Origin of the sequence: Sutcliffiella rhizosphaerae (assembly GCF_917563925.1) — a bacterium.
Lineage (GTDB): Bacteria > Bacillota > Bacilli > Bacillales > Bacillaceae_I > Sutcliffiella_A > Sutcliffiella_A rhizosphaerae.
The window spans coordinates 1-13,364 of the sequence record NZ_CAKJTJ010000028.1 but is presented as its reverse complement, the minus strand read 5'-3'; the positions used below and the strand labels follow the sequence as shown (position 1 = coordinate 13,364).

The 13,364-nt window shown below is 37.1% G+C and carries 16 protein-coding genes; 9 read left to right on the top strand and 7 right to left on the bottom strand.

Annotation, left to right across the window (positions count from 1 at the left end):
- Positions 1–139: 139 nt before the first annotated feature.
- The 4 genes from LRP81_RS18050 to LRP81_RS18035 are packed head-to-tail and all read left to right on the top strand — an operon-like array spanning position 140 to position 2,889.
- Positions 140–508, top strand: a complete 369-nt coding sequence (locus LRP81_RS18050) for a UPF0738 family protein (RefSeq protein WP_230503727.1) — start codon at positions 140–142, stop codon at positions 506–508.
- A gap of 15 nt (positions 509–523) precedes the next feature.
- Positions 524–1,156, top strand: a complete 633-nt coding sequence (locus LRP81_RS18045) for a GTP pyrophosphokinase (protein WP_317987095.1) — start codon at positions 524–526, stop codon at positions 1,154–1,156.
- A gap of 18 nt (positions 1,157–1,174) precedes the next feature.
- Positions 1,175–1,972 (top strand): NAD kinase, encoded by a 798-nt coding sequence (locus tag LRP81_RS18040; RefSeq protein WP_230503725.1) that lies wholly within the window; start codon positions 1,175–1,177, stop codon positions 1,970–1,972.
- 11 nt (positions 1,973–1,983) lie between these two features.
- Positions 1,984–2,889, top strand: coding sequence for an RluA family pseudouridine synthase (locus LRP81_RS18035; protein ID WP_230503722.1), 906 nt, complete (start codon positions 1,984–1,986; stop codon positions 2,887–2,889).
- Between the two features lie 154 nt (positions 2,890–3,043).
- Here LRP81_RS18035 and prpE read toward each other — a convergent pair whose 3' ends face one another.
- Positions 3,044–3,784, bottom strand: a complete 741-nt coding sequence (gene prpE, locus LRP81_RS18030; protein WP_230503720.1) for a bis(5'-nucleosyl)-tetraphosphatase PrpE — start codon at positions 3,782–3,784, stop codon at positions 3,044–3,046.
- Positions 3,785–4,164: 380 nt separating this feature from the next.
- Here prpE and fabI point away from each other — a divergent pair, with 380 nt between their 5' ends.
- From fabI to LRP81_RS23260, 4 genes are all read left to right on the top strand, one after another.
- On the top strand, positions 4,165–4,935 hold the full coding sequence (gene fabI, locus LRP81_RS18025) for an enoyl-ACP reductase FabI (RefSeq protein WP_230503718.1): 771 nt from the start codon (positions 4,165–4,167) through the stop codon (positions 4,933–4,935).
- A gap of 148 nt (positions 4,936–5,083) precedes the next feature.
- Complete coding sequence (locus tag LRP81_RS18020) at positions 5,084–6,502, top strand: N-acetylmuramoyl-L-alanine amidase (protein ID WP_230503716.1); 1,419 nt, start codon at positions 5,084–5,086, stop codon at positions 6,500–6,502.
- Between the two features lie 43 nt (positions 6,503–6,545).
- On the top strand, positions 6,546–6,713 hold the full coding sequence (locus tag LRP81_RS18015; RefSeq protein WP_230503713.1) for a hypothetical protein: 168 nt from the start codon (positions 6,546–6,548) through the stop codon (positions 6,711–6,713).
- A 119-nt stretch (positions 6,714–6,832) separates the two neighbouring features.
- Positions 6,833–6,961 carry a hypothetical protein gene (locus LRP81_RS23260; RefSeq protein WP_263458266.1) on the top strand — a complete coding sequence of 43 codons (129 nt, stop codon included), beginning with the start codon at positions 6,833–6,835 and terminating at the stop codon, positions 6,959–6,961.
- Positions 6,962–6,983: 22 nt separating this feature from the next.
- Here the strand turns inward: LRP81_RS23260 and LRP81_RS18010 are convergent, their stop codons facing one another.
- The 3 genes from LRP81_RS18010 to LRP81_RS18000 all read right to left on the bottom strand — a co-directional run bounded on the left by LRP81_RS18010 (position 6,984) and on the right by LRP81_RS18000 (position 10,200).
- Entirely contained in the window at positions 6,984–7,988 is a 1,005-nt protein-coding gene (locus LRP81_RS18010; RefSeq protein ID WP_230503711.1) for a polysaccharide pyruvyl transferase family protein, read from the bottom strand.
- A gap of 98 nt (positions 7,989–8,086) precedes the next feature.
- Positions 8,087–9,187 carry a non-hydrolyzing UDP-N-acetylglucosamine 2-epimerase gene (gene wecB / locus LRP81_RS18005; RefSeq protein WP_230503709.1) on the bottom strand — a complete coding sequence of 367 codons (1,101 nt, stop codon included), beginning with the start codon at positions 9,185–9,187 and terminating at the stop codon, positions 8,087–8,089.
- A gap of 14 nt (positions 9,188–9,201) precedes the next feature.
- Positions 9,202–10,200 carry a glycosyltransferase gene (locus tag LRP81_RS18000; RefSeq protein ID WP_230503707.1) on the bottom strand — a complete coding sequence of 333 codons (999 nt, stop codon included), beginning with the start codon at positions 10,198–10,200 and terminating at the stop codon, positions 9,202–9,204.
- Positions 10,201–10,281: 81 nt separating this feature from the next.
- Here LRP81_RS18000 and LRP81_RS17995 point away from each other — a divergent pair, with 81 nt between their 5' ends.
- Positions 10,282–10,995 (top strand): glycosyltransferase family 2 protein, encoded by a 714-nt coding sequence (locus LRP81_RS17995; protein ID WP_230503705.1) that lies wholly within the window; start codon positions 10,282–10,284, stop codon positions 10,993–10,995.
- A 206-nt stretch (positions 10,996–11,201) separates the two neighbouring features.
- On the opposite strand, the gene LRP81_RS17990 is transcribed toward LRP81_RS17995, so the two are convergent.
- From LRP81_RS17990 to LRP81_RS17980, 3 genes are all read right to left on the bottom strand, one after another.
- Positions 11,202–11,411, bottom strand: coding sequence for a hypothetical protein (locus LRP81_RS17990; protein WP_230503703.1), 210 nt, complete (start codon positions 11,409–11,411; stop codon positions 11,202–11,204).
- Positions 11,412–11,433: 22 nt separating this feature from the next.
- Positions 11,434–11,847 (bottom strand): hypothetical protein, encoded by a 414-nt coding sequence (locus LRP81_RS17985; RefSeq protein ID WP_230503701.1) that lies wholly within the window; start codon positions 11,845–11,847, stop codon positions 11,434–11,436.
- Between the two features lie 638 nt (positions 11,848–12,485).
- On the bottom strand, positions 12,486–13,238 hold the full coding sequence (locus tag LRP81_RS17980; RefSeq protein ID WP_230503699.1) for a hypothetical protein: 753 nt from the start codon (positions 13,236–13,238) through the stop codon (positions 12,486–12,488).
- Positions 13,239–13,364 lie beyond the last annotated feature (126 nt).

The window sequence follows — 13,364 nt, the reverse complement described above, 5'->3', positions numbered from 1 at the left end:
CAATGGCAATGGTTAACTATATTCTTCTACTACTAATACTATCAAAATAAAACAAGGAATAAAATCTAAGTTTCCATTTCATTGCAGGATGGGAAGTATGATAATATATGAGTAGGATTTAGCTTGGAAGGAGATTAATATGCAAAAAAGAATTGAAATAAAACAATCTTCATGGAATGAACAACAACTTCTGCTGGAAGCAAGTCCAGTATCCTTTCCGCTTGATGGAGTTATTGCAAGTAACCAGATGTTAGTGGACTCAGACAACTTGGCTTTCATCTATAAGCTTGAAACTGCATCGGAATTTCTATATGTCAGCATTAAGGACGATTACTGGGCTGACATTAATCAAGCTATTCAAGAAAAGAAAGCGGTAGTGCTTGTAACGAAAGATGTGGCACTACTCCTCACCAATATGGAAGAAGAAATAGATTATCTAATAGAGAATATTCGTGATAATGCAAATTATGGGGAAGAGATGGAGAAAAGAGTAAACGAGATTTTTTAAGGGGTTAGACCGATTATGATACAACATTGGGATTTGTTTTTGGCGCCATATAAACAGGCGATTAATGAAATGAAGGTAAAACTAAAAGGGATGCGTGGCCAGTTCAAAATGCAGTCGGAGCACTCACCAATTGAATTTGTTACCGGAAGAGTGAAACCAATAGCAAGTATATTGGATAAAGCTACACGTAAAGGAATTTCCCTTGAAAAACTGGAAGATGAGATGCAGGATATTGCAGGCGTCCGAATGATGTGCCAGTTTGAGGATGATATACATAAAGTGGTTGAACTGCTAAGAAACCGCAATGATTTTGAAATTATGGAGGAACGTGACTATGTGTCTTCCAGAAAAAATAGCGGCTACAGATCTTATCACGTAGTGGTCCGTTATCCGGTTCAAACGATTAATGGGGAAAAGAAAATTCTGGTTGAAATCCAGATAAGAACTCTCGCAATGAATTTCTGGGCGACCATAGAACATTCCTTGAACTATAAATATAGCGGTCAATTTCCTCAAGAGATAAAAGAAAGACTTGTACGTGCTGCCGAAGCGGCTTATTTATTGGATGCAGAAATGTCACAAATCCGAGAAGAAATTCAAGAAGCACAAGCAATATTTTCTCGGAAAAAAGAAATGGACGCTGATTAATAACACAGGGGTGGGAGTATGAAGTTTGCTATAACATCCAAAGGGGATTCGGTATCGAACACGCTCATGCACAAAATGAGAACATACCTACAGGATTTTGATTTAATTTATGATGAAGACCAGCCAGATCTTGTTGTATCGGTAGGCGGAGATGGGACATTGCTTTATGCATTCCACCGTTATCGGAGCAGGTTGGACAAAACAGCTTTTATTGGTGTTCATACTGGACATCTTGGCTTTTATGCTGACTGGGTTCCAGAAGAAATAGAAAAACTGGTTATTGCTATTGCAAAAACACCTTATCAAGTAGTTGAATATCCTTTACTGGAAGTAATTATTCGATATATTGATGGAGGAAGAGAAGCGCGCTACTTGGCTCTGAACGAATGCACGGTAAAAAGTGTGGAAGGCACTCTTGTTATGGACGTGGAAATTAAAGGACAATTATTTGAAACTTTCCGTGGAGATGGACTATGTATCTCGACACCTTCAGGAAGTACAGCTTACAACAAAGCGCTAGGCGGGGCAATCCTTCATCCTAGCTTACCAGCTATTCAACTAGCAGAAATGGCTTCCATAAACAATCGAGTATTCCGAACAATAGGCTCGCCACTTGTTCTCCCACAACATCACACATGTCTTCTGAAACCAGTAAATGATGTGGATTATCAAATTACAATCGATCACCTTACTCTTTTGCATAAGGACGTGAAGTCCATTCAATGCAGGGTTGCTAAAGAAAAGGTCCGTTTTGCCCGTTTCCGACCATTCCCTTTCTGGAAGCGAGTAAGTGACTCATTTATTACCGACAAATAAGGGGTTTGGAAATGAATAGGTTTTGTTTACGTTATACCATTAAAAAAGATAATGAAGGCATGCTTCTACGTGATTTTTTAAAAGAGCAACATATTTCTAAAGCAGCCTTAATTGATATTAAATTCAACGGTGGGGCGCTGCATGTCAATGGCAGCGCCGTTACTGTGCGCAGTGTACTAAATGAAGGTGATCTGGTAGAGGTGTACTTTCCAAAAGAAACACCAAGTGAAGAGTTGAAACCTCAAAAGATGCCTTTAGACATTCATTACGAGGATAATTATGTCCTAGTCATTAACAAGCCTGCAGGCATAGCCTCCATTCCTTCGCGTGAGTACCGAAGTGGAACACTTGCCAATGGTATTTTGTATTACTATTTATCAAAAGGGTATGAAACAACTATTCATATCGTTACAAGGCTTGACAAGGATACTTCAGGGTTAATGCTTATTGCAAAAAACAGACACGCACACCACCTTTTTTCGTTACAACAAAAGCTGTTTGGAGTGAAAAGAAGGTACGAAGCGATCGTGCATGGATGTATGACAAAAGAACTTCCTCCGCATGGAATCGTAAATGCCCCGATTGGCAGGAAAGAAACTAGTATAATCGAGCGTGAAGTAAGGGAAGACGGCCAATCTTCACTTACCCATTATCAAGTGTTGGAAGTATCTGAGAAATGGAGTCTTGTTTCATTATGTCTTGAAACCGGACGAACTCATCAAATCCGTGTACATATGGCATATCTTGGTTTTCCATTGATAGGTGATACGCTCTACGGGGGAATGCCAATGGATGATTTGAACCGTCAAGCATTGCATAGCTGTGAGCTTACTTTTTATCATCCTGTTTTAAAGAAGGAGCTTCATTTTACTAGTGATTATCCTATGGATATGAGCAGCATTGTAGGACTGAAATAGCTGAATGGAGACTTGTATGAATATTTCCTGTCAAATTAGAGGGGCAATAAGTGGAACACACTTTTCCGTTCTTTCATATTCGCTCCTCTAATAAATTCAACTATGTCAAAACAACTAAAAATGCAAATACTCGACCCTCCTATCTCACGCTTGTTTAGTCCCACAACTCTCTAAACTTTTCTTTCACAAATGGCATAGAGGATTCAACTGAAACAGTCTCCATTTCTGGATAACGTAGTGCAGATAGCTTTCCACCAAATACGGCACCTGTATCGATGTTGGCCGTTTTATTTACAACTCGCACTTCACGTACAGGAGTATGACCATAAACAATCCAAGCGTCTCCATCATATGATTGGGCCCAGTCTCTTCTAATGGGCATCCCGTTTGGATGAAATTCTCCGGTAATATCACCGTATAGTACGAATGTCTTCACTTTGTTTCCCTGTTGACCAATAAATTCTTTTTTTAAGCCTGCATGAGCGATAATTAACCGTTTATTGTCCAGCACTTGATAAAGTGGTGCATTTTCATAAAGGGAAATAAATTTAGTGCGGAAACACTGTTGATCTTTGGTTGATAATGCATCAAGCTCGGCAACAGTTGTTTCGAGTCCATGAGTCTGCTGGACCTTGTTCCCTAATAAAAACCGGTATAGCTTGTTACAGTGATTACCTGGTACATAATAGGCATTTCCGTTTTCAACCAACTGCGACACCATCCTCACCACACCAATACTATCTGGTCCTCTGTCTGTCAAATCCCCAACAAGCCCTAGTTTTCGTCCATTTGGATGACGATAAACTCCTGCATCCGATATATAACCCAATGCTTTCAGCAACTCTATAAATTCAACCTTACATCCATGGATATCTCCAATAATATCTATTTTCATTGACACAAATACCCCCTTTTTGTGCAGATAACCTCTACGAACTTATGTACATATGTTTGATAAATGGGAAGGTTACCATTAAAATATTTATTATACACTTTCTTCAACTTTCAAATGTTAATCTATTTGAAAATCCCCCTTTAATTTTTACTAAATTACACTGATAATGCAATTTTTTCAAATGAAAATTTTTGCTAAATGGCTGTTGTGAAGTAAACCTCTGGATTTTGCTTGAAAGCTCGCTCTTTTTTATAAAATACTAGTAATAGAAATAGTATGAAAAATTAATAAGTAGAAAAGATTAAGTTCGCATTTTTATAACAGTATGCTATAATTATGACTAGGTACTAATAACTTATATAAATAGGAGGATATAAATCATGAATTTATCCTTAGATGGACGTACATATGTTGTAATGGGAGTAGCGAATAAAAGAAGTATTGCATGGGGTATTGCACGTTCGTTGCACGACGCAGGAGCACGCCTTGTGTTTACATATGCAGGAGAGCGTTTGGAGAAGAGTGTGCGCGAACTAGCAGAGTCATTGGACCGAAACGACAGCATCATCCTTCCATGTGATGTTACAAAGGATGAGGACGTAAGCACTTGCTTCCAAGAAATTAAACAGCAGGTTGGTGTCATTCATGGTGTTGCTCATTGTATTGCTTTTGCAAACAAAGAGGAGCTTCAAGGTGATTATATGAACACCACTCGTGATGGCTTTTTGCTTGCACACAATATCAGCTCTTATTCCTTAACTGCAGTTGCAAAAGAAGCTAAGGAATTAATGACTGAAGGCGGCAGCATTGTAACATTAACATACCTTGGCGGTGAAAAAGTGGTGCCAAACTATAATGTTATGGGTGTCGCAAAAGCAAGTCTTGATGCTAGTGTTAAATACCTAGCTAATGACCTAGGTAAAGTAGGTATACGTGTGAACTCTATTTCTGCAGGTCCAATTCGTACGCTTTCTGCAAAAGGTGTAAGTGATTTTAATTCTATCTTGAAAGAAATCGAAGAAACTGCTCCGTTACGTCGTGTGACGACCCAGGAAGAAGTTGGTGATACTGCGTTATTCCTATTCAGTAACCTGTCCCGTGGTATTACGGGTGAGAACATCCATGTCGATTCAGGTTACCATATTCTATAATCCAAATATCTTTTTACCGCTAAAGACAAATATTGTCTTTAGCGGTTTTTTCGTATTTTAAGCAAATATATGCTAGCCTTCCCCTTTATTCACCCAATCCTCATTTTAGAATCTAGCATATTCTATAGTAAAGGGAGGGTAATATCGAATGAAAATACTAGTATTAGATCCTGGTCACGGTGGTCAGGATCCGGGTGCTGTTCATCAGCCACTCCGTGAAAAAGATGTGAACTTAGATTTGGCAAAACGAGTAAGATCTTATATGGAAAACGAATATGATGTAAAAGTAACGATGACAAGAGAAGGAGATACGACAGTAAGCCTAGAAGCTCGTGCCAAGCTTGCTAACTCCATAAAGGCTAATTATTTCTGTTCCATTCATCACAATGCAGGGGGAGGAACAGGATTTGAAAGCTACCAACTTAGTGGCTCTGCATCCAAAGAAGAAAAAAGCCTTCAAGAAATCACTCACAAAGAAGTCATGAATGTCATCACAATAAAATACAATAGAAGAGATAGAGGTATCAAAACCGCAAATTTCCATGTATTGCGAGAAACATCCATGCCAGCAATTCTGTTGGAAATATTATTTTTAGATTCAGCAGGGGACCGTGAATTAATACAGCATGAACTTTTTAAAGAGGATGTGTCAGTAGCAATCGGTGATGGCCTCGCTAAAGCAATGGGACTGCCAAGGAAGGTGACAACTGATTTGTATAAAGTAATTGCAGGATCTTTTAAAGACAAGAAGAACGCAAATGAACGTATGAAAATGCTTCATGAAAAGAGAACTAGCGCATTTATTTCGACAACTACTTTAAATGGCGCACCATACTTCCGGGTACAAGCTGGAGCTTTCACAGACAGGGCTAATGCTGAAAAACTAGTCGAACAAATAAAAAAGTTAGGAGTAGAGGCATTTATTCTTGTGGAGACAACGATGCAACCCACTCCTACCGTAAAACCTGCACCCCAACCGTCAACTCCTCCATCTCTTGTTCCTAGTCAACCACCAACAGGACTTTCTATTCAAGGGAAAGCAGTTATGAATGCAGAAGAGCTAAATACCTTTGTGAAAGCCGTCAATCCAAATGCGCCATTAGTTGGTGAGTATTACATCCAAATTGGAAATAGCTATAACATAAGAGGAGATATCGCTTTTGCACAAGCACTTCATGAGACCAACTACTTCAGATTTACTGGAGTAGTTAAACGAGAACAAAATAACTACGCAGGTATTGGAGCAACTGGCGGTGAAGTGAGAGGTGCAACTTTCTCATCACCTGAGGTAGGTGTGCTTGCACATATCCAACACTTGTTTGCTTATGCAAGTCGCGAACAACTCCCATCCAGTTATCCAATGGTTGATCCTCGTTTTGATCTTGTCACAAGAGGGACGGCAACAAGGTGGATTGATCTTAATGGCCGTTGGGCAGTACCAGGCACTAAGTATGGTCAATCAATATTGAAATTGTATGAAAAGATGCTGGAGGAATCCATTACAGTTAAGAACGAGGAATTAGAAAAGATGAGAGATATGCTAGTGAAGGTTCGGAATCAACATTAAAGCCTGGTATAACCAGGCTTTAATAATCCTAGGAGGGACGTAATTGCTAGTAAAAAAAGCAAACCTTAACGTAATCTTTCAAGACGGCTACATTTTAACACCGACATTAAATGATAAGGAAGCACTTGAAGCTATTTTGCTTGGACTAAAGAATGGAGATGCAAAAGAAGTGAAATTCCAGGTTATATTTGAAGGTGATTTAGATAATTAAACAAAATTTGTTACATGTAAAGTTCACGTTTATTTTAGACACTTTTTTTTCTCTTTCTATAAACAGTTACATACAAGCTTGAATACATTATAAATAGAAATGAAGAAGGAGTGGAGCAGATGATTAAAGTATGGCGTGTCTTGGGAGAAAATAAATTGACACAAGTAAATCCTATAAAGAACAAAAAACCTAAAAAACAGGACAGCAGATTGAAAAACTTGAAATTAAAACCTTGTTATTTGAAGTAAGAATAAAAGCCTTCCTCCATTGTTATGAGGATTGGCTTTTTTCAATTTCTTTTTTAAGTGTATCTAATGCAGCATCACTTTTTTGCTCTATTTCTTTAATTTTGCTCGAAATGTTTTCCATTTTCTTTTTTCCGTTTAGTAAAAGGTTATTTAGGGTCTGTTTTATGATTTCCTCTTTTGCTTCATAACTACAAAAGTATTCTTCTAAATAAAAGGATTTCATTAGGCTCTTTACTTTGCTTAGTTTACTTAAACAAAATGTCGGAACTAAGTTTCTAATAGCTACTAAAGAGGGATGCAGTTTAAAAGAAACAAGATAATCTAGGGACTGAATACAACTATAAGTAACATCCAGATATTGATACTTCTTAATGGTGATATCTGCCTTTGGATTAAGTCCCAATATTTTATTTTTCAAAGCTACACATGTTTCATAATCTGAATATATGTTTCTTGTATCTACAACAGCAATAAGTGATAGGGCATATTCCGTTTCTGGTAAACTAGAAAGAATTCGTGCTAATTTATCTATTGGAAATTCTTCATAGGAGAAGCTGCAGATGCCAATCGTTTTTTTATTTGGATTCTTTATTATAGGATAGTTGGGTTGAGCATAACTAAATGCGATATCAGGAACTTGTTTAATAATATCGTTTAACTGCATGTATTCCGCATGTTTTACCGAATTTTCATCCCGTACATATAAACCATTTGAATGTTTAATAACTTCCCTGTACTTGTCAACTTCTTCTGCTGGCCATGTATCAGGAGGATAAAAATCTACGATGCCTATGCCATATATCCATGTTTTATGTTCGGTTAAAGTGTTTGGAAAATAGTAGTTGTTATAAGAATACGGAATGATAAGGTCACCGCCCCCAACAATAATTGCATCAGAAGCAGACATGTCAATATGTGAAATAATAGGGTATACCGTATACTTATGAAACACCTGCTTAAACGTTTCTAAGAAAAGCTCGTCTCCAAAATTCCCCTGTCCATAGTAACCTCCTACACCAATTTTCATTAAATCACCTCATTTGTTTAGTAATCATGAAAGCCTCTTGTTAGCTTGAATCTACCAATATAATGCACGAATCATTTGTAAGTGAAAAATTATAATAGTCAGTACTCATCACTCTTATTTTTTGTTAGTATATCAAGCATCCTCATGCTAACACCTTCCAAACCATAGGGATGATTCCATGATGGGGAAGAAGCTAGGCTTTCCTCTACTGCCAAGAGGATTTTCCCTTTTTGATAACCAGCTAGAATATTTGCACCACATTCAACTGTTTCTGGCCTTTCCGTATTTTCCCTAAGAGTGATACATGGTGTGCCAATGATACAAGATTCTTCCTGCAAGCCGCCACTGTCGGTGATAACCAATTTTGCATGCTGCTGCAGCTGAATGGTTTCATAAAAATTAGGGGGTGGATCTAATAAAGTAATTCTTTTATTCTGAAAAAGAGATTGAAGCATATTTTGTTGTAGAAGGATTTTTTTGGTCCTTGGGTGCATGGATATAACTAATTGGTGATTATAGTCCTTAGTCAATGCATGCATAGCAGAGAAAATAGAGGATAGCCTTGTAGGATTGTCGGTGTTTTCTTGTCTGTGAATGGTCAGAAAAAAATACGACTGCTTTTCTAGTTCATATTTGTTAAGCACATTATTTATAGTTTTCATATTCTTAATATAATCTATAGCGTCAACAATTGATTGTCCAACTAAGTAAACCCCATAGACAATGCCTTCTTTCTTTAAGTTCTCAACTGCTTCTTGTGTTGGAGCGAATCGGAACGTTGACATATGATCGACTAAAATTCTATTTATTTCTTCCGGCATGGATGGATCTCTACTTCTTAGTCCTGCTTCCACGTGTGCTATAGGGATAGATAATTTTGCAGCTGCCAAGCATGCAGCTAATGTGGTATTTGTATCTCCATGAACGACAAGCAAATCCATTTTTTCATTTACTATTATTTCTTCCATTTTTATCATGATATTGGCGGTCGTGTTAGCATGCGAACCAGAGCCAACTCCCAAATTGTAATCTGCCTCGGGTAACTGAAAAATATCAGCTACCATTCCATCCATGTGATAGTCATAATGTTGTCCAGAATGAATATAGAGGTTTGTGGAATTCATCCGTTTTAACTCTGTAATGAAAACAGCCATCTTGATCAGCTCGGGTCTTGTACCTACGACTACTGAAATTTTCATAGTAACTTTCCTTTCTAGTGAGAGATATTATTTATGAGTGTGATTGCTTGATTTACTCTGTTTTCCCAAGTGTTAGATAAGGAATAACTTTTCCTTTCATTTTCATTCCCAGGGTTTGACAAGCGATAGGAAACTTTAGATATAAATTCTTGATGGTTTTTCCCAATGTCGACATATGGTTGTGCTAATACACATTCTGGTAATGCAGAAGAAATTACTGGTTTTCCGGTTGCAAGGTATTCATACATTTTTACTGGATTGGTAGCAAGAGTAACCGGTGTAATTTTAAATGGAATGATACAAACATCCATTTGTGAAAGATGTGAAGCCAATTGTTCATGAGGGATTTGTCCTAAAAAAGTAACGTTTGGAAGATGTTTGAGTGTGAAATTTTTTCCGAATTCTGCTCCGATAATAACAATTTCATGATCAATTAGTTTGGATGCTAGTCTCCTTACTAAACTATCATCAACCCAAGGTGCCCAAGCTCCAATATATCCAATTTTTTTCTTAATAGAAGGATGTGGAGAAGAAGGATGGAGGTGTAATCCCATATTTTTGTCATATGCATTTCGAATTAACTCTATATTCTTGTTTGGATATTCTCTTTTTAATCGATTGTAGATTCTTTCTGCTGTGCAAGTAACTGCTGAAGCAATTTGTACCATTTCTTTTTCATATTTCATCCATTCAGCAAATTCATCTACACAATCATAGATTATCCAATCTGCCTTGTACTGGATAAGTTCTTTCGCAAGCTTTGACCAGGAACACCATACACCTACATTACAAGTAGAGTCTGCTCGAAGTTGGGGGAGTGTTTTCGTAACAAATTTTTCGTGATTGGAAACTAAAAAAAGGTTTGGTGCTAACTCTTGGATATCTTCTTCTGATGATGTCTTATTACAATAAAAAACAGTGTACCCATGATCAGCAAACTGTTGCATTAGTTGCTGTGGACGCTGTTTCATAAACCCCCAGTCAATAGTTGGAGGGTAGATAATAATATTCATTGATTATCCTCCTATGCTCTTCTCTCTCTTAAATACGTACTAAATTATTGTATGCAAAGAAAACTAGAAGGTGTGGACACGTTGACTAATAATCCAATGTTCTCTATAGTTTTATGTACGTTCAATAATGCTGAATATATTAGGACTGCTATCAATAGCGTCCTACAACAGACTTGTAACGATTGGGAGCTTATTATTATTGATGATGGATCAATAGACAATACTAGTGAAGTTTTAGCATCCTTTTGTTCCTACTCAACCATTAATATTGTTCTAAAAAAGGTAAACGAAGGGAAAGCTTCTTGTTTAAACAGTGCACTACGTATAGTTAAAGGAAGATGGTTGATAGAATTAGATGCGGATGATTGGTTTCATAAAACATGTCTAGAGAAGGTGAAAGCAAAACTCGCTGTCATTTCTGAAGAAGTCGATTTAATTTTTGGTACGTATATGGAGTGGAAAGAAAGGTCAAGGGACAAAAAATTGTTTAAAGGAAGTATCCAAAGGTATGTATGGAGGGATAGTTTAAACTATTTATTAAACCCTGTTCCTTTAGCACCGAGGATTTACAACATTCAATCACTTCATGAAGTGAATGGTTGGAATACGGAAGATATGTACAAAGGAAGGCTTTATGAAGATGTGTATATGATCTATCAATTAGGAAAAAGGAAAAAGATTGCTTCATTAAATGACGTTATATATCATAGAAGACTCAGAAATAATAGTGTGTCCAAACTTACTTCCCGTCACTATGAAGATTGGAAGGAATGGTTAGTTTCACAGGAAGATTGATAATAGTTTGTTGCTGATCTTCAGAGAACACGTATAGAACTTCTTTATCTTCAATGCGAAATGGAGTAATAAATCGTTTGCAACAACAAATATATGATATTTATATTTCCGAAAAGCGGTAATTAACATTAACGAAAAGAATATCGGCAATGAAGAGTATTTATTGCCGATACTTATAGATTATTCATCTTCCATGAATACAAAAGTTATGCGGCAACCAAGACTCTGATTCCATCAACATTAGTAAAGAATACTGTAATCCGTTCAGTAGGAGCAATATACGTGCCATTTCTGATTTCTAAAATAAAAGAATCAGTACCTACTGATATCAGGACTCCTTCAACAAAGAATTGATTACTACTATAAACTTCAATGTTTCGATTGAGATATCTTGCTAGTAATTGCGAAAATGTCATGATTTTCTCCTCCTTTTCATTCTTATACGATGCTGATAACACTTGTATAAGGGATGATGAAAATGTCACCAGTTGGCGTTGTTAGTTCAGCGGCATCTATTCCAACTGTTGTGACTGTTCCTGACACCACATCAAATGAAGTGTTGACAGTGACAGTATTATTTAGATTTGCTTGAAACTGAGCTCTAATGGTGTCAATAGGGGCTCCCACTTGTGCTTCAAGTGCAGCTATTCTGGCAGTATTGGATGCAATTGTTGCTTCCGCTGCTGCAAGTCTGGCAGCCAAGTCACTTGGAAATGGCGGGTAAGGTGGACAAGGTGGATATTGAGGAAAGCATGATCCTCGATCGTATTCATCCCTATATTTGCGCTTATTTCTACTGTACGGCTCTCTGCAGCAGTCATCATAACATCCTTCTACATAAACAATTCCCAATGTTTTTACCTCCTTGTATTTAACAAACCAATAAGAAAAGCGCAAGCTCCTTGACCAGTCCCGGCAAGCATAAGAAAATCGGCGAGAAGGTTGTGTTTCACCTACTTGACGAATAGGCTTATGATCTCGAAGGGCTAGTTGTTGGAGCTAGACAATGTTTTTTCCTAAAGGTTTATGCGTACTAAATCTGATAAAAAACTGCCGTTATGACAAGCAGCCTTATCATCTATCAGTCTGCTAAAGTAATATATACGATTTTTTTTGCAGCAGACGTAGAAAACTGTTCCACCAGTGCTTTGTACGGTTAAAACACTGAATTTTTTGTCAAAACAAAGAACTTTAATAGGAGTTACAGGTACTAAAGGTCCAGCAGTAGTTTCAATAAATAATAATCTACCAATAAACTGAGAAACATTTCTCCCGCAAAAACAATCCATCGCAAAAACAGTCCTGATCATGATTTTCTTCGTGACGTCTTTCAGCAGCTTCAGCAGTCCTATTATGATTGGGAGACTTCCTCCCTCTAATATTGTTAGGAATATTATTCTTCCTACAAATAATGTATTCTAGTTTGTCTATGATGAGAGGGCTTTTAACATAGTACAAGCGCCTTTTTTCTAGTAATCTAGTAAAGCTACCTAAGAAAAATGCAGATTAATTCTATTTTTTACACCAACAGGCAATTCCCGATTACTGCTATATACATAAGCATCAACTTTACACGTTGAAAATGAAGTGTTTTTACTTACAATAATTTCAAATCCTTTTAGAACCAGACTGGAACCACTAAGAAGGTGGGGGTTGTTAGAAGGTCTGATCCAATATTCGCCATCGTTCCTTATTTTATCTTTCCAATTGTCTAATGCATAAAACCAGTCGATTGCACCTTTTTCTTCTATTTTATCTACAAGTTGTGGAGCGCTAATTTTTCCTGATAAATGGGCAGCGTTACTAGGAGAAATTTTGAGACAAACAATAAGATCATTGACGTCTTCATCACTTTGATTTTGTATATAGTAGTCTCCAACGATGGAAAGGGAGGAGTCGTTATCGTTTTCGTTTGGCAGGATAATCGTATAGGTGAAGTAGGAATAAAAACAATCCTTATTAATTGGGGGGGGGGTTATTTTAACTGTTCGCTCAAGCTTTCCTTCTTCTTCGAGTTGTACTTCAAGCTCCATGATTTTATCAACAAATGTCTGTTTTTCCTTCTCAAGTTGAAGAAGTTTGCCTTCGATTAAATCTCTTGTTCTTTTCTCCCAAAACATTGTCCGTTTCTTTTCCTTTTTTAGCTGAAATTCGATTTCCTGTATTTTCATTTCGCTTTTTGCTACTTCTGCTTTATAATGGATGACCAATTGTTTTGTCATTTCCAACTCTGTATTTTTCATTACTTATCCTCCTCGTATTATATGTTTAAGCCCTTCTGCAGAGCTAAAATCTTCCTTCTTTTTAATTGAGCGACTTGCATAATGCTTGGACGTCTCAAGATATTTCTAGATAATGATAATAGGATC

Bases quoted from the DNA above. Each gene is read 5' to 3' on its own strand.
- LRP81_RS18050 (WP_230503727.1), top strand. From the start codon at position 140: ATGCAAAAAAGAATTGAAATAAAACAATCTTCATGGAATGAACAACAA.
- LRP81_RS18045 (WP_317987095.1), top strand. From the start codon at position 524: ATGATACAACATTGGGATTTGTTTTTGGCGCCATATAAACAGGCGATT.
- LRP81_RS18040 (WP_230503725.1), top strand. From the start codon at position 1,175: ATGAAGTTTGCTATAACATCCAAAGGGGATTCGGTATCGAACACGCTC.
- LRP81_RS18035 (WP_230503722.1), top strand. From the start codon at position 1,984: ATGAATAGGTTTTGTTTACGTTATACCATTAAAAAAGATAATGAAGGC.
- prpE (WP_230503720.1), bottom strand. From the start codon at position 3,784: ATGAAAATAGATATTATTGGAGATATCCATGGATGTAAGGTTGAATTT.
- fabI (WP_230503718.1), top strand. From the start codon at position 4,165: ATGAATTTATCCTTAGATGGACGTACATATGTTGTAATGGGAGTAGCG.
- LRP81_RS18020 (WP_230503716.1), top strand. From the start codon at position 5,084: ATGAAAATACTAGTATTAGATCCTGGTCACGGTGGTCAGGATCCGGGT.
- LRP81_RS23260 (WP_263458266.1), top strand. From the start codon at position 6,833: ATGATTAAAGTATGGCGTGTCTTGGGAGAAAATAAATTGACACAAGTA.
- LRP81_RS18010 (WP_230503711.1), bottom strand. From the start codon at position 7,988: ATGAAAATTGGTGTAGGAGGTTACTATGGACAGGGGAATTTTGGAGAC.
- wecB (WP_230503709.1), bottom strand. From the start codon at position 9,187: ATGAAAATTTCAGTAGTCGTAGGTACAAGACCCGAGCTGATCAAGATG.
- LRP81_RS18000 (WP_230503707.1), bottom strand. From the start codon at position 10,200: ATGAATATTATTATCTACCCTCCAACTATTGACTGGGGGTTTATGAAA.
- LRP81_RS17990 (WP_230503703.1), bottom strand. From the start codon at position 11,411: ATGACATTTTCGCAATTACTAGCAAGATATCTCAATCGAAACATTGAA.
- LRP81_RS17980 (WP_230503699.1), bottom strand. From the start codon at position 13,238: ATGAAAAATACAGAGTTGGAAATGACAAAACAATTGGTCATCCATTAT.